The sequence below is a fragment of the Streptococcus sp. HMSC061E03 genome (assembly GCF_001813505.1).
Classification (GTDB): Bacteria; Bacillota; Bacilli; order Lactobacillales; family Streptococcaceae; genus Streptococcus.
Map to the genome: position 1 here is coordinate 122,048 of NZ_KV812797.1, position 15,105 is coordinate 137,152.

Below are 15,105 nucleotides of genomic sequence, written 5' to 3' on the forward strand. Positions count from 1 at the left end.
ATTATTCCCTTTCTTGGTAGACATGCGCTAATTTTAAGACATGTACAAGATTTTTCTCTACTTGATGAAAGTCGAGCTCCTCCACTCCTTTACGAGCAATGACAACAAAATCATCGGTCGTAAGGAAGGCTTGGTGTTTGATCAAAACATGGCGAATCAAACGTTTGATGCGATTTCTGGTCACAGCATTTCCCAGTTTCTTACTAACAGACAGGCCGACTCGAAAATGCGGTTGGTCCTTGTGCAAGCGGTAAACAACGAATTTCCGATTGGCAACATTTTGACCACTTTTAAAAATAGCATTAAAATCTTTGTCACGTTTGACGCGGTAGCTTTTTTTCAAACCTCAACTCCCTCTTTTAAATTTATTCTATTATACCATATTTTCAAAAAAAACCAATCTCACTCAGGAAATCGGTTACTACTTAAATACAGATAAAAGTAAAGGCAAGGTGTAGTAGAGATTGAGCAAGATATGAGCCAAAATAGGTGAAAGGAGCGTCTTACTCCGATAATACAGGATCCCAAAAATCACACTCGGCAGGAGATAGATGATAGAAGCTCCCAACGAAAAAGGATTGTGGAGAAAATGCAGGCCACTGTAGATGAGGGCTGGAAGCCAAATCTCTGCATAGAGTTTCCAGCCTTTGAAGTAGGCATTCACCAAGGCTCCACGAAAAATCAGCTCTTCTGTCACTGGCCGGATGACGACCATTGCGATCACTAAGATTAGCACCCCTGTGGGACTAATTTCCCGTGGAAAGAGACTCAAAACGGCTGCCCGTCCTTGAACAAAACCACTGATGAAGTAGTCCAACCAGTAAACCAAACAGGCCGCAAAAACGGCTTCTATCAGAGCTTGAAGAGGGTTCTTCCCCAGCTTAAACTGCGCTTTTTTAGAAAAACGATAGACCAAAAATCCTGTAAAGACTGCATAGAGGCCTTCTAGGCCAAATAAGGTCCAATAATAGCTATTAGCGCTTGCTACACTATTGGAGACATACTGGGCCAAAGGGCGAAATTGAGGCCGAACATAAAAATAAAACAAGAGCAGAAAGAGGGGATACAGCAGCGAGAGCTTTCCTTTGATGAATTTCATAGATACCTTTCCTATAGAGTATGACAAATCGTATAGTGCATCTTACCATAATCGTGACAAGGTTTCAATGAAAAAGGATGCCTTCCTACTCTCTGAGATTGGCCACATAACCAGCTAAGACAGCGACTAAAATCAAGAGACAAAGCAGAGTTTCCAGCCATACGAGAGTTGTCAAGAAAGGTAGTTGCAACAAGCCTTGGGCCATTTTCAAAGAGGTCGCTGTGATGACTGTTGGAAAGGTCAGGGCTGAAAAAGCAGGTTGAAAACCTTCTTTGATCATTTTCGGTAGGCGCGTCAAAACAAAGAAATAAAAACCTTGCGAGGCCACCACCATGATCAGTAAGAACCAGGTGGGCAGGCTTGCTCCACCCACACGAACCAGGGCTGCTAAAAGAAGAGAAAAGGGAGCACAATAGATGCCTTCTTGGCCCAACAGATGACTGGGTAAAGGGGACTGCTTCAAATCATGATAGATAAGGGGATAAAGAAGAAAGGTCAAACCAAAACCAATCACTAAAGCGAGATAAGCAATCTCTCTGATTCCTACAACTGGATAGGTCAAAGCTGCTACTGCAATGCCTACATAGAGAACGGTCCAACTGGGAGTGGCATTGGCTCTTGGTCGCGCTAGGACATGGGTCTTGGTAAAATAGAGAATTAAGCCCAGATCCAAGAGAAAGGCAGACCACCAGACCAACTGTGATAGACCTCCAAAGGCGGGAAAGAGGCGCAAAAGATAGGTGGATAGAATCATCCCTGCCATGGGAAAAGTCGCCATCCCAGATAAAAGGGCTGGTTGTTGGAGTTCTATCTTGGTTTCTTGCCAGCGAATCGCATGATAAACGACAAAGAAAAACCAGAAGAACAAACCTGTCAGACTAAAGGCGTGGGCAAGGAAGGGTAGCGAGTCTGCAAGAAGGTTGCCAGCGCCAACCAATCCTAACAGACAGCCTGAAAATACTAAGGGGATCTTTTTCATCGGGAGCTCCAATCATGTTGTCGCTTTCAGTATACCATAAAAGAGTAGGAAGCAGGATAAAAAAGAGAGTGGGACAGAAATCGGTAATACGTTAGAATTCGATTTCGTCGTCCCACCTCCGCACAGTTGAGTAGGGCTGTATAAGCTGATGAAATCAGCGTATTAGAGCCCACTCAACCACTGCGTCTTGCTCTACAATCCAAAAATAATTGAGAGGCTAGGACTTTTGTCCCAGCCTCTTCAAATTGTAGATATCTCTTTAATTTTTTAAGTATCATTTAGGTTGCATTATGTAAGAAACAGATGGATTACATTCTAAAAGAAGTTGGAGAATACCAACTTCTTTTTATCCATTCTATTAGACACTAGGCCTGTACGACCATCATATAAAGAAACAAGGATAGGAGAAAGACGATACTAACGGCAAGGGTTGCTAGCTTGAGCCCGCGGTGGGAACGCCAATAGCTTGGCTTCCCTAAGTTACTGGTTGCATCTGTTGAGAGCGATTGTTGCTGGCGAGGTTGCAGGGTGATCAGAACCACCAGAGCTAGGGATAAAATCGAGATGAAGATTGCAAATACCATTTCCATCTTAGGATCCTCCTAATACTCTCAAGAGGGTAAAAATAACTCCCAGCAGAATCACCAAACCAATGATCACATTAAAAGTGACATTGATCTTTTCGGAACGCGTCGTCTTTTCTTTTTCGGCAGGACGGCGTTTGAGAGACTCCATCCGTCCTTCTACTTCTTTGTAAAATAAATCTTTCTTACGATCACTCACCTTGTCCACCGATCCCTTCTTGTAAGCGAGCTGTGAAAACAGCTGGCTCGACACTACTTGATTGGGCAATTTGTTGCGCGACTGCTTCTCTGTAGCTATCCACAGATTGGTAGATTTCCTGGATACGGGCCACCATATCCGCTTCTTTTCCTTGGTCAAAGATATTGGCTTGTGCGAGGAAGTGGCGGTCATGCAGGGTATGGCTAAAGGCAAGGATGACTTGCTGGTGTTCGAAGGCCTTGCGAACAATGCCTTGCACCTCTGCATAGTGGTTGATATCCAGATAAATACTAGAGACCTTAAGCAACTCTTTGATCCGCTCTTGACTGATATTTTGGTACAAGACTACATTTGGATAGCGAACCATAGACAAGAGGCTCGCAGACATCTCCGTCAAAGCTGCTACACGGAAGGTCACATTCGGCAAGTTCTCTACTAGGTAGGTCAAGGCTTCGATCTGATCCGAATTGGTCAAGACAAAGGCGTCTTTACGGATATCGTCTTTCACCTTGAAATCATACAGGTAGCCAAGAGGACCGAAATAGCTATGCTGGTCTTGCGAAGTCAACTGCAAAGCACGATGATAGGTCGCGTTTTGCGGAATCAAGATCTTCTTGGTCCGAATTTCTGGGCTCTTTAGAATCAACTGCATATTGCCCGGAAGGCTATCGTGAAGCGGCTCCTGCCACACCAAGACATCGCGTCCTTTGATGCCTTTATTGCCGAGCTGGAGACTAATGCTAAAGGAGGTAGCCAGCGTATTGTAGACCAAACCATCTAGATCAAAACCACGATACTCTAGATAAAAGACAAAGTAATCTAAGCGATTCTTGAAAATCCGCATGGGTTGATGGTCCAAGGTCAAGATCAAATCCCCTGTTTGGTGATTCTCTGTCAAGCGCTCGATATCCCCTTCAAAATAAGTAGTCACCAAATGCTGACCTTGATCACCACAAGTCGTTACAGCAATCTTACGACCGTATTGGTCATAGTGCTCAACCATGACCACTTGCCCCTTATCATCTAACCACTCTAAGCGCTCGACGATGCGTTTATAGGAAGCAGCATGGTAAACAATCCGAGCCTTTTCCTGACCATAGTAGGTCACTTTTCCCGAACTGTTATCCCCAGAAACTTCCCAGAAATCAGGCACTGGAACTTCATTAAAGTAGCGTCCGCGCTTCTCTCCTTTTGGTTGTCCTAAGAAATAGATAAAGGGAGACTCGACACCGTCTGGTAAGAAACCGTTTGGCTCCAAAACAACGGTCGGGTGGTCAAAACCAGACTCTTTCATGGAGTGGAGCAAGTCTTGGCTTTCACGAGAATAACTATCAAATACGTTCAGCATGTGTCACCTCTTCTATCAATTGTGCCCAAGCTTCTTCTACTCGGCTGGTCAAAAAGTCTTCTGCACGCGCATAAGATGCTTGACGCATGCTGGCTAGATCATCTTTTTTGTATAGCTGGATCATTTTTTCCGCATAGGCAGCAGCGATCTGGTCGACCACTTGATCTGCTGAAGGCGGAATGAGATAGCCATTTTCCCCTTCTGTGACAAAGGTCTGGTTGCCATAAGGAACGTCAAAACCGATAATCGGAAGTCCAGAACCAATCGCTTCCATCAAGGTCAACCCAAAGCCTTCACTAGTCGACGCTGACAGGTAAACCTCATAATTCTTATAAATTTTCTCTAGATTGGCATGCCCTTTGAGATGGATATAGTCTGCCGCCCCCAATTCATCAATCAGAGAACGCAGCTTGCCTTCTTCTCCACCTTTTCCATAGATATCAAAAGACAGTTCTGGCAATTCTTTTTTGGCGCGAACCACTGCTCGCACTAACCAGTCAATATGCTTTTCTGTCGCCAAACGAGAGGCAGTAATCATAGAAAATGGGGTGCGATTTTCGTTTTGTGGCAAGCTTGCAAGACTCCCAACTGGAATGGTATAGATGGCTGGCTGATGGTTGGTGTATTTGGCAAACTGCTCGGCTAAGATTTCTTTTTGACGGTCGGTCGCAACAATAAAGAAGTCCACCTTGTCAGCATTGGTAAATTGGTACTCGTAGTAGTTGTTCCACAGGATATACTGATCGTCAACATTATTGGCACTGAAGTGCTCTGCATGGACGACCACACCCAGGCGGGCTTTTTGCGCTTCTTCAAAGATAGGCTGACCGATATTGGTTTCCCGATCCAAAATCACCAGATCTTGTTTGGTCAATTGAAGGGTTTGCATGAAGTAGCGGATCAATTCTTGGCGACCAACTAGATAGCGATCTGGGAAACGATAGATTTCGCGGCCATCCGCCATCTGCATGCTGTAGGCAACCGTCCCGTCTTCATTGTAAAAGCGGCGCTCAATCAAGTTGGCTTGGTTGTTCTTAGGAATGAAATACTCTGTACAATAGCGGGTATAGGAGAAATAATCCTTTCTCACCAAAATCCCTCTAGACACGTACTCGCAGCGTTCGACATAAGGACTGTTTTCTTCGCGCAGGTAGCAGGTCAAAAAATTGTCCTGGTCCTCATAAAAGAAGCGCTTGATCTTGCCGTCGACTTCTTCCCGAGTCGGTTTTCCGGCAAAACCTGCTAAGACCTGATCAATGGTATAGGTCGTTGGCGCAATTTTTATATCTGTAAAATGGCTATAGAGCCAGATGATTTCATCATTTTTAAAACCGATATTTTCTGTTAAATGCTGGATATTATCGGCTAAGATCATATCCATAAAAACAAACTTGGCTGGTTGATGGATATTGCGTAACAACTGGGCACGGTAGGCCTGGGCATACTCAACACCACTGCTGGCCCAACCGATTCCAAGGTTGATATTGTATACTGTCATAATGTCCTCTTTTATGGGAAATGCAAGACAATTTCCCCTTTTTTATTGATTTCTACTCGACTCAGTAAGAGATTGCGGACCATTTGTTCTTTGGCCGCCTCTTTCATTCGTTCAAAGGATTGGTAGGCTTCTTGGAAAAATTCTACCAAAGGGTTTTTCTGACTGGTGTACTGACCAGAGAGCGCCATGCGCAATTGTTGCAGATAGTCTACCTGCTCGACCCAGTTTTCATCGATAGCTTTTAGGATGGCCATGCGCTGGAATTGGGCGATCACTTCATCGGTGCCTAAGATCTCATACTTAGCTTCCAACTCGCTTTTAGCAATCTCCCATAAGAAATTCTCTTTGGTTTTCTTGCTACGGAAGGTTTGGTGGGCCTTTTCCGGATCCACTTGGTAACTAACATTGTCTAACATATAGCGATAAAAAGCTACCGGTTCCTTGTATTCTTTTTTATGGGCTACACTTGAAAAGACGGAACGAAGCACTTTTTCAACGATATCATCCAAGCGTCCTTCTTGTTTGATCAAGCGGTCGCGCTCTTCGTAGACGATGGCACGCTGAATGTTCATGCTTTCCGCAAATTCTAACGTCATCCGACGACTGGCCTGACCAGAACTTTCACTAGCATTTTGGGCCCGTTCCACCAAGTTTCTATACTTGCGCTTGGTCAGAGCTTTGGCTGAACCAATCCGCTCATCCACATCATAGTCTTGATAGGTATCCTGGATCCAGTCTGGCCCCCAGTTTTTCATCAAATCGTCTTCCAAAGAGACGAAGAACTTGGTCAAACCGGGATCTCCTTGACGACCTGAACGTCCACGAATTTGAAGGTCAATCCGCTGGTTCATCATCCGCTCAGTCCCAACAACCACCAAGCCACCTAACTCAGCGACTCCTGGTCCCAACTTGATATCAGTTCCCCGACCGGCCATTGAGGTCGCAACCGTCACGGCTCCTTTTCGACCTGATTCCTTAATGATCTGGGCCTCTCGAGGAGCATTGTTAGCATTGAGAAGATTGTGAGGGATCCCTTCCCGCAAAAGAAGATTCGAATAAAGAATCGACATTTCAACCGATCCGGCAAAGACCAGAATCGGATTACCCTTTTCATGGACCTTCTTCACATAATCCAGAGAAGCCACGATTTTCTCCGGCAAGGTCTGATAGATTTCATCCGGCAAATCTTTGCGGATCTTCTTGCGATTGGTTGGGATCTTGATCACTGACATAGCATAGGTATCAAGAAACTCTGCCTCAGCGACCTTCCCAGTCCCGGTCATGCCTCCCAACTTCCGAAACATCTTAAAGAGGTTTTGGTAAGTAATAGAAGCCATGGCCCGTGTTTCTTGGGTCAGCTTGAGACCCTCTTTGGCTTCAATCGCCTGGTGGAGTCCTCCTTGCAAGCGGGTCATTTCCATCAAGCGACCCGTCGCCTGGTCTAGTAAGACAATCTCCGGTTGCCCTTCAACATTGGGATGAATGACATAATCCTTATCCTTAATAAAGTTTTTATTGGCCTGCAGGGCTAGGCTGATATGGCGGACCAAGTCACGGTATTGGGGATCATAGAGGTTGGGAATGGCTAGAAAGGCTTCTGCTGCATGAGCTCCTTTTCGAGTCAACCAAACTCGTTTCTTTTCTTCATCAAACTTGAAGTCTTCCCCTTCTTTGAAGGTTTGGATCAGGGTATCAATAATCCCATAAAGGTTGGACTGAACCCGAGGAGAACCAGAAATAATCAAGGGAGTCTGGGCACTATCTAGAAGCACCGAATCAATCTCATCGACAATGGCGTAATTGAAGTCTGCTAAAAACTGGCCATCTGCAGAAGCCGTCAAGTTCTCTGTTAAATAGTCAAAGCCCAGACTAGTATTAGTCGTATAAATGACATCTGACCGGTAAATCTCCCGTTTGACTTCTGGATCTAATTCTTCGTCTTCTGATTGTTTCAAGGGAACTCCAACAGTCAAGCCCAAAAAGTGGTAGACCTGTCCCATCTCTTCTGCATCCCGAGTTGCCAGATAGGTATTGGTCGTAATAACCATGACCCCTTTGCCCTCTAAGGCATTGAGATAAACCGGCATAGTTGCCGTCAAGGTCTTTCCTTCACCGGTATTCATTTCAGCGACATTGCCTTGGTGGAGGACAATTCCTCCCATGACTTGCACGTCATAAGGAAACATGCCCAAGACCCGTTTATCAGCTTCCCGCGCAACCGCAAATGCTTCCGGCAAGAGATCATCCAAGGTCTCACCCTTAGCTAGACGTTCCCGAAATTCCACAGTCTTCTCCTGTAGTTGTCGATCCGTCAAGCGGGCCATGTCATCCTTCCAGCTATTGACTTCTTTTAAGATTTTTTTGATGTTTCTTAATTTAACGTAATCCAATGTAATCCTCTTTTTTTGCAGTGATGTTCGTCTATTCGAGAACTTCTGCTCCCTCAGACGATATTGGTTGAATCGTGAAATAGTGGAAGGTAAACTCTTGCAAACCTGCACTGAGCAAGCGTACTTCATAGGCGTATGCTTGATCTGGATAGGTAAACGGCAAGCGACCTTCTGCGGTTACTCGACGGCCAACGACCTCTCCAAAGCGATCTTTAAAGATGATTTCTACCATAACGGTATGAGCGGGAGTCGCTTCCATCGTGATAACCAGTTCATAATCTTGCTCTCTTTTGAGCAGGGGCAGACTCGGAATTTGACGAGTTGCGCCAAAATTTGTCTGCGAATGCCAAGTTTTCAGCACTTGACCAGATGGCATGAGGGGGTTCTGAAACTGAACGCTTCCTTGGGCAGTCGCCTGAATGGTCGACCCCCAAAGATAATCTGCTAGAACAGTATCGCCCCAGTAGATTCGTCTGCTTTCATTTTCTTTTATTTTTATCATTGGTTTCTTCCAAAGTCTCTTTCCATGATTTCTTTGTACTGGGTCACAAACCACTCAATGATCGGACCACTCGCATCATTGTGTCGACCGGCACGGCTAGTGCTGATAATACGAACCGGCAATTCATACAAGGCCTCTAAAATATCTGGATAAGCCTGCTGGTCATAGTCATCATCCCTCATATAGGCAAGGGCTAAAATCGTATCCTTGAAATCTGCCTGGTTAAACCGGTCCCAGAAACGTTGATTCAGCTGACCGATCCCTTCTTGCGACACTTGACCAATGATCAACTGCATCATATCTAGGGATGTTCCAAACTCATCTGGACGTTTAAATTTCAGATTGGCAGCGACATCCCCCAGGTTGACAATGGGTTTTCCGACCAAGATCGCATGAGGAGAATAAAGGGCACCATAGTAAAGGGCACCAAAGGTCCCCATGGACAAGCCTGAGAAATTCATATCTTTTGGCTCAAAGCCGAGCAAGTCCAAGTGCTGATCAATAAAGGCAGTGACTTGATTTTCCAATTCTTCTGAGCCCATATAGAAGGATCCACCTTCCAGTCTTGGGTCAGAAAAGAGAATAAAGGGACTCCCCATCGCACGCAACATCCCAAACCCTTCAAAACCTTCGGCCGGGCGATACCCAGAGAAATAAATGTTTAAAGGCGGCTTCATATCGCCAGGATGGAAATAAGCAAAAATTTCTTGGCGTTTGTGGTCCCGTAGCGTCTTAGCTCCTACGGTCATCTCTCCTAAAGGACCATGTGACAAGCGCTTATGCAAGGCTCCGATCGTAAGCGTCCCTTCTCCTTTTGCTTCCAGCGAAAAGGCTAGGTAATAAGGTTCTGCTCCATCCAATTCTAGTGGTTGTGCCATCTCTTCTTCTGAAAAGACTGCATCTTTGACCCACTCTCCCAGAGCACCAAAGCGGTAAAATTGAATCCGCAATTGCAGCTGACAGCTTGGATCTTTTTCATATTCCAACCAAAAATTGATGGGACGACTAGCATCATACACGTAGTTGTAGACCCACTGAGCAATCGGTGTAAACTCTTCACCGTAAGATCCATCTAACTTCAGAAAATGTTGCCCCAGCACCGTTTGCTGGCCAGCAAAATCCGGTCTCACTCGCAGGTCACGAACCGTAAAGGCATCTCCATATTGATTGTCGTATAAAAAGCGCTCTAAGACATAGAGAAATTGATGCTTGTTTGAGAAATCCCAGGACCTTGCTTGCTTGAGCCTTAAGAGGTGGGCCAATTCGTCAGAAGGCGCCTCTAGTTCATAGCTTTGATCATAAAAAACGGTATAAGGCTGGAAATAAGCCAGGTCTTCTCCTAGAGCTAGTAAATCTTCTGGCTTTTCTAGAATCAAGGCTTTGAATTTGGAGATTTCCTCTTCTTCCATATACTCTTTGAGCGATGGAAGAGCGGCAGCTTGAAAAAAGTGCCAGCCTAGTCCAGCAGGAAGCTCCACCTGATCTCGCCAACTGCTTGAGCCGATTTGGAGAATATGGGGTATTTGTAATTTTTTATCCATGACGTTCTTTCATCCATCCTTCCCATTTCTCGATCAAGCGTTGACCGGTGTATTCTTGAATTTTTTCGATCGAGTAGACCAAGGCTTCGTTCCAAGGCTTCAATTCCAATAAAAAGTGAGTAATCGCCTTCTCTAATTCCTTGTCTCCCTTTGATAAGACATAACCATTTTTCAAATGATCGACATATTCTGTCTGGACGCGGTTGACTTGAGGAATCCCAGCAGAGATCCCTGCAATCTGCGTATAGAGGTTGGGTTCCTCGCTTAAATCTACGATCAAGCGTGTTTTTTCCAACTCTTGAATAATGTCATTTTCATTTGAAAAATTCTTAACTACAAAGCGATAGTCCGGTGCGTCTTGTACAGACTCTTCATCGATGATCTGGTTTTCCCCAAGCCCTTCCATTTGGGCTGGTGATTGAACCAGATGCAAGTCCTGCTCGCTAGCGATCAATTCCTCGAGTTGCCCTTCTAATTCCTTAACACGCTCCGGTGATCCATTGTAAAATGCAAAAACAACTTCAAATAAAGGATGTTGCGCCAAGACCTCCAGAACCTTCTTGAGCTGGCTCTTACTTGGAAGCTCGGCTTCATTGACATAAAAGTAAATCTTCGATTCCTTGCGCTCCTGACTAGATCCCAAACGAAGGCGGGAGTCAAAAGAGGTAATCCGGTGTGTCTTTTGAGCCAAGCTAGGAGAAAAGACCCCAATCGCTTCTTTGGTTTTTTCACTATCTGTAATCAAGAGCTGGGCATCAATCATATCAAAATAGAGGGCAAAGTTTTCAGCAGATAAGGGCTGGCGATCCCCATAGAAGGACAAGACTTTCTTGACGCTACTTGCTGTATCCTGTAAAAAAGCCAAATTTGCTGGATGAGCAGCTAAGACCAACTGATCTCGTCCTGGTACCAAGGCTGCCAACTGTTCCTTCATCTTTTCAGCTACAACTTCTCCCATATTGGCATAGCTTTCTTTTTTGAAGGCAGGAAAGAAAGCTTCATTGACCATGACGGAGTGGTTCTCTTCGATCAACATCTCTCTCAAAACCCATTGCCCATCAAAACTCAGATACTCTTGGAAATAGGGTTTTCCCTCATTGTAGTAGATTCTACTAGAGATAAAGCCACGATCATCTAAGTACTCGATGTAGCTGATCTCGTCATTCTTATAACGGGTCAAAGAGAGAAGGTTTCCATCCACTCCCATATCAATTTTTGCTAGGTGGTGGCCCTTTCGAAATGCCATCACCAAAAAGGGAGTATAGGAAAAAGTGGTCTCACTCGGCCATTCGATGTCCTGAAGCTGAACTGGGCGCATAGCCAAATCAGACGGAACCTGTTGGATCTTATCAAAAATCGAAAGCACATCTGTCTCTAACAAATCTTGGCGGTGCAAAAAATAGCGCAGTTGTGGACTATATTGAGGCAGCAATAAGATCCGATCCATTTCTGCTTCTTGAAAAATACGAACTTGATTAATGGTATCGTCAAATTCAATGGACTCTCGCATCCAGTACCAAGGGGTAGCGGTTTGCTGCCAGATGCGGTCCGTTCCATACCAGGCTGGTACAAAATAATACATGGTTACTCCTAGAATATTCTTGTATAACGTTGATTCACACGAAGGGCACGAATTTCTTCTCGGATATTGTAAATCATCCCGACAAACATGAGGAAGGTTCCTGGAATCATGGTCAAGCGCAAAAGATCCTTATCCCATAACAAGAGAGAAAAAGGAAGCGCCGTGAAGAGGATCAGATACAAAGTCCCAAAAACCGTCAAGCGTAGCACAATTTTATTGATATAGCGACGTGTATCTGCTCCAGGATAGACATGATCGATATACTCGGAAGCCTTCATCATCTTATCTGCAATTTCTTCTCCATTCACATTGACAAAGGCAAAAGCAAAAGAGAGAAGGGCGATCATCAGAATGTAAAGAAGAATCCAAATCGGATCTCCCATCACCAAGTGTTTGGCTAAACGAGCAGCCCACTTGGCATTGGAATCCATTGACAAGATCAAGAGCATAGCATACTGAGGAATGGACACCAAGGTCATGGCGTACATGAAGGGCATCCCTCCTGCCGGGTTAAGCTTGATATCCAAAAAAGTATAACTTTTCAAGTTGTTGTGGATCCCTAATTTATTGACAGGAATCTGGTACTTAGAATATTCCACCAAGACTGCCACATAGACAAAAATCAAGATGAAAATCACGCCCAGAACATAAGCGATTTCTGGGATATTATTGACATTTGAAAGGGTCTGCATCACGTCTTCTGGCAGATACATAACCATCCCAGCCATCATGATCACAACAGAACTTCCAAGCCCCAAAGCGGCATTTAGATCGGAGAGCCAAACTAAAAAGAAGGCTCCGGCCACCATAATCATGGTATTGACCGCAATGACAAGTCCAGGGTTCAACCCTGTCTTCAAGGGGAGATACATGGCCACTGCCAAAGACTGGACAATAGCGAGCGCCAAGGTCACGTACATCTTTCGCCGCTCCACTATCTCCGTGCTAGTTTTTTCGAGGTTAAAGCGTTTTGAAACGGTAAACATCCGCCACAAAATCATGGAAGACATCCATGGGGATAGACCGATCGAAAAGATCGACATTCCGCGAAGGTTTCCCCCCATCACAGCGCTTGAGAGCTGCAAGCCCGTTGTCGTTCCCTCATTGAGTCTCAAGGCCTTTGATAAGTCAACAAAAGGCAGGGAAATTTTACTTCCCAAAACATAAATAAAGACGAAAAATATCGTCCAACAAAATCTCTTTCCTACTTCAGATCGTTTTAACATTTCTTTTAAACTTTCTCTTACTCATTTTGACTCTTTCACCAGGGAAACAGCCTTTAAATATGTGCCTTTAGAGCATTTTATCTCAACTTATTTTACCATAATTTGCGACTTTTCCAAACTCATTTGTCACTAATATTTGATAATATTTCAAATTCCCCATTTGGTACCGTATTCAACAAAAAATCCTTCAGATGTTTATCTAAAGGATTGTTTATTGAATGTTATTCACCCAAGACCATGATGGTATCGACGAATAATTTCTTTGTAAAATAGCCATTGCGGACCAAATAAGAAGTATAGTGAGCTTTTTGGACCATTTGGGCATACGTTTCCTCTGTGCAGTCTTGAACCAAACGATTGGCTTCTTCAAGACTGGATGCTACAAAGCCAAGCCCTTTTTCTCGAATATAGTCTGCATTTGACAAATAGTCTGGCACGACTACCGGAAGACCTGCGGATAAGTAAGTCGATAATTTGTAGGAAATATTTTCTTTGTAGTAATCTCGCTCATCCTCGGGGTTCTCTGAATTTCCCCAGACCAGCCCAAAACCACCCTTAGAAAGCTCCAAAAGCAACTCTTGCTTGGTTCGCCAGCCTTCAATATGGACCTTGGAATAATCAACTCCTTCAACTGGTTCGGTATAGACATGAAGGGGTGTATCATATTTCCAGTCGATGATATGAGGGAAACGCGAAGGATTTCCTGAGAAGATCAGTTTTTTCTCAAATTGCGGGGTATAGAGATCCAAACTGTGGGTCAAATCCCACAACTTTTGTACCACATATTTTTTAACTGTAAGCCCTTCTGATACTAGACGATGGTACATTTGCTCTGATGGAACAACGACCAGATCACTCTGATTGTACATGTCGATATAGTTGGGCATCAGGTAATAATTACTCTCAAACATAAGCGGTGGGACATCGTGGATAAACATGACCAACTTGGTTTGAAGGAGTTTTAACTTATCAACCAAACGGCGGTCCCACTCAATTCCATTCCAAGAAGGAGATTGAACGAAGACAATATCCCCAAAAGCAACGCCTGCTAAAATCCCATCCATCCGCGAATTCAATTCGCTAGCTGGTTCGTTGCTATGATCATAAAAGTAGATCCCTAATTCATTAACCCCAAGTTCACGAACGACATTCATGATATCGTTTTGTGCCATCAGGGCAACACTTTTCGAAGATTGCCCAAATAAATTTGTAAAATGAATTTTCATCTCTTTCCTCTGACTCTTCTTTTTTAATCCCATATTTTCTGAAGATATGAAGGCAAACAGAGCTTTTCACAAAGTAACCTTTTTCATATCCCTCAACGAAAACTTCCTCATTCATTATAACATATTTCCCAACTTCTTAGACATTCTAGATCAATAAAAGACCGGTTCATTCCGGTCTTTTAAGGTTTTATTTGCCATCTTTTTTCCGAATTCCTAAAAGGGCTAATCCAGACAGAAGAATGGAAGCTCCTGTAGCAAGAATATTAGATGAAGGATGGGCAACTGTCTCTGGAAGAGCAGGTCCGGAAGAGTGCGTCGCAGTTAGTGAGCTTGCATCTGATGGAGATTCTGAGTAAGAGGTGCCAAACGAAGACACGACAGACTCCGAAGAACTTGTCACAGCAGAGAAACTTGACGCATAAGACACACTGATCCATTCAGAAATTTCCTGCGATAAGGATTGACTCTCTGTCGATGATGCGCTTATAGAATCTGAAACACTCGTCAAAGGAAATTCAGATACTGGCATGGACGTTGAAGCAGATTCGCTTGTTAAGACAGAAGCTTGAACTAGCGAATCGAACTGGCTGGCAGATACCGAGGCCTGAACCAGCGATTCTGATTGGCTGGTCAATACAGATGCTTGAACCAACGAATCCGATTGGCTAGCAGATACTGAAGCTTGAACCTGCGACTCGGATTGACTGGCAGATACAGATTCCTGAACCAATGACTCTGATTGGCTAGCCGAAACGGACGCTTGTACCAGCGATTCAGATTGACTAGCAGATACCGATGACTGAACCAACGAATCCGATCGACTGGCAGAAACCAAAGCTTGGATCAAAGAATCAGATTGACTTGCTGAAACGGATGCTTGAATCAGCGAGTCTGACTGGCTGGCAGATACAGATTCCTGAACCAATGACTC

Annotated in this window: 13 protein-coding genes and 1 pseudogene; all 14 read right to left on the reverse strand. The window is 44.4% G+C overall.

Annotation, left to right across the window (positions count from 1 at the left end):
* Window position 1 precedes the first annotated feature (1 nt).
* On the reverse strand, window positions 2–343 hold the full coding sequence (rnpA, locus tag HMPREF2917_RS08395; RefSeq protein WP_049506558.1) for a ribonuclease P protein component: 342 nt from the start codon (window positions 341–343) through the stop codon (window positions 2–4).
* Between the two features lie 78 nt (window positions 344–421).
* Window positions 422–1,099, reverse strand: a complete 678-nt coding sequence (locus tag HMPREF2917_RS08400; protein ID WP_031573875.1) for a CPBP family intramembrane glutamic endopeptidase — start codon at window positions 1,097–1,099, stop codon at window positions 422–424.
* Between the two features lie 85 nt (window positions 1,100–1,184).
* Window positions 1,185–2,078, reverse strand: a complete 894-nt coding sequence (locus HMPREF2917_RS08405) for a TDT family transporter (protein ID WP_070590190.1) — start codon at window positions 2,076–2,078, stop codon at window positions 1,185–1,187.
* Between the two features lie 365 nt (window positions 2,079–2,443).
* Entirely contained in the window at window positions 2,444–2,668 is a 225-nt protein-coding gene (locus HMPREF2917_RS08410; RefSeq protein ID WP_070590193.1) for an accessory Sec system protein Asp5, read from the reverse strand.
* A gap of 1 nt (window position 2,669) precedes the next feature.
* A complete protein-coding gene (gene asp4 / locus HMPREF2917_RS08415) occupies window positions 2,670–2,861 on the reverse strand; it encodes an accessory Sec system protein Asp4 (RefSeq protein WP_083307682.1) in 192 nt (63 codons plus the stop codon).
* The gene (gene gtfB, locus HMPREF2917_RS08420; RefSeq protein WP_070590196.1) at window positions 2,854–4,209 is read right to left on the reverse strand and encodes an accessory Sec system glycosylation chaperone GtfB; all 1,356 of its coding nucleotides are present in this window, start codon (window positions 4,207–4,209) and stop codon (window positions 2,854–2,856) included. The genes asp4 and gtfB overlap by 8 nt, the downstream gene beginning before the upstream one ends.
* Window positions 4,193–5,707 carry an accessory Sec system glycosyltransferase GtfA gene (gene gtfA / locus HMPREF2917_RS08425; RefSeq protein WP_070590199.1) on the reverse strand — a complete coding sequence of 505 codons (1,515 nt, stop codon included), beginning with the start codon at window positions 5,705–5,707 and terminating at the stop codon, window positions 4,193–4,195. The genes gtfB and gtfA overlap by 17 nt, the downstream gene beginning before the upstream one ends.
* Window positions 5,708–5,718: 11 nt before the next feature.
* Window positions 5,719–8,103, reverse strand: a complete 2,385-nt coding sequence (secA2, locus tag HMPREF2917_RS08430; RefSeq protein ID WP_083307683.1) for an accessory Sec system translocase SecA2 — start codon at window positions 8,101–8,103, stop codon at window positions 5,719–5,721.
* A gap of 25 nt (window positions 8,104–8,128) precedes the next feature.
* A complete protein-coding gene (gene asp3 / locus HMPREF2917_RS08435; RefSeq protein WP_049491737.1) occupies window positions 8,129–8,599 on the reverse strand; it encodes an accessory Sec system protein Asp3 in 471 nt (156 codons plus the stop codon).
* Window positions 8,596–10,140 (reverse strand): accessory Sec system protein Asp2, encoded by a 1,545-nt coding sequence (gene asp2 / locus HMPREF2917_RS08440; protein WP_070590204.1) that lies wholly within the window; start codon window positions 10,138–10,140, stop codon window positions 8,596–8,598. The genes asp3 and asp2 overlap by 4 nt, the downstream gene beginning before the upstream one ends.
* Window positions 10,133–11,722, reverse strand: coding sequence for an accessory Sec system protein Asp1 (gene asp1 / locus HMPREF2917_RS08445; protein ID WP_070590207.1), 1,590 nt, complete (start codon window positions 11,720–11,722; stop codon window positions 10,133–10,135). The genes asp2 and asp1 overlap by 8 nt, the downstream gene beginning before the upstream one ends.
* Window positions 11,723–11,730: 8 nt before the next feature.
* Window positions 11,731–12,948 (reverse strand): accessory Sec system protein translocase subunit SecY2, encoded by a 1,218-nt coding sequence (gene secY2 / locus HMPREF2917_RS08450; protein WP_045759956.1) that lies wholly within the window; start codon window positions 12,946–12,948, stop codon window positions 11,731–11,733.
* 221 nt (window positions 12,949–13,169) lie between these two features.
* Window positions 13,170–14,174, reverse strand: a complete 1,005-nt coding sequence (locus HMPREF2917_RS08455; RefSeq protein WP_070590209.1) for a sugar transferase — start codon at window positions 14,172–14,174, stop codon at window positions 13,170–13,172.
* 187 nt (window positions 14,175–14,361) lie between these two features.
* A pseudogene (locus tag HMPREF2917_RS11540) lies at window positions 14,362–15,105 on the reverse strand (accessory Sec-dependent LPXTG-anchored adhesin); the annotation flags it as partial.

What these genes read in the sequence shown, in the direction of transcription:
- HMPREF2917_RS08400 (WP_031573875.1), bottom strand. Translation starts at nt 1,099, where the DNA reads ATGAAATTCATCAAAGGAAAGCTCTCGCTGCTGTATCCCCTCTTTCTG.
- HMPREF2917_RS08405 (WP_070590190.1), bottom strand. Translation starts at nt 2,078, where the DNA reads ATGAAAAAGATCCCCTTAGTATTTTCAGGCTGTCTGTTAGGATTGGTT.
- HMPREF2917_RS08410 (WP_070590193.1), bottom strand. Translation starts at nt 2,668, where the DNA reads ATGGAAATGGTATTTGCAATCTTCATCTCGATTTTATCCCTAGCTCTG.
- gtfB (WP_070590196.1), bottom strand. Translation starts at nt 4,209, where the DNA reads ATGCTGAACGTATTTGATAGTTATTCTCGTGAAAGCCAAGACTTGCTC.
- gtfA (WP_070590199.1), bottom strand. Translation starts at nt 5,707, where the DNA reads ATGACAGTATACAATATCAACCTTGGAATCGGTTGGGCCAGCAGTGGT.
- asp3 (WP_049491737.1), bottom strand. Translation starts at nt 8,599, where the DNA reads ATGATAAAAATAAAAGAAAATGAAAGCAGACGAATCTACTGGGGCGAT.
- asp2 (WP_070590204.1), bottom strand. Translation starts at nt 10,140, where the DNA reads ATGGATAAAAAATTACAAATACCCCATATTCTCCAAATCGGCTCAAGC.
- asp1 (WP_070590207.1), bottom strand. Translation starts at nt 11,722, where the DNA reads ATGTATTATTTTGTACCAGCCTGGTATGGAACGGACCGCATCTGGCAG.
- secY2 (WP_045759956.1), bottom strand. Translation starts at nt 12,948, where the DNA reads ATGTTAAAACGATCTGAAGTAGGAAAGAGATTTTGTTGGACGATATTT.
- HMPREF2917_RS08455 (WP_070590209.1), bottom strand. Translation starts at nt 14,174, where the DNA reads ATGAAAATTCATTTTACAAATTTATTTGGGCAATCTTCGAAAAGTGTT.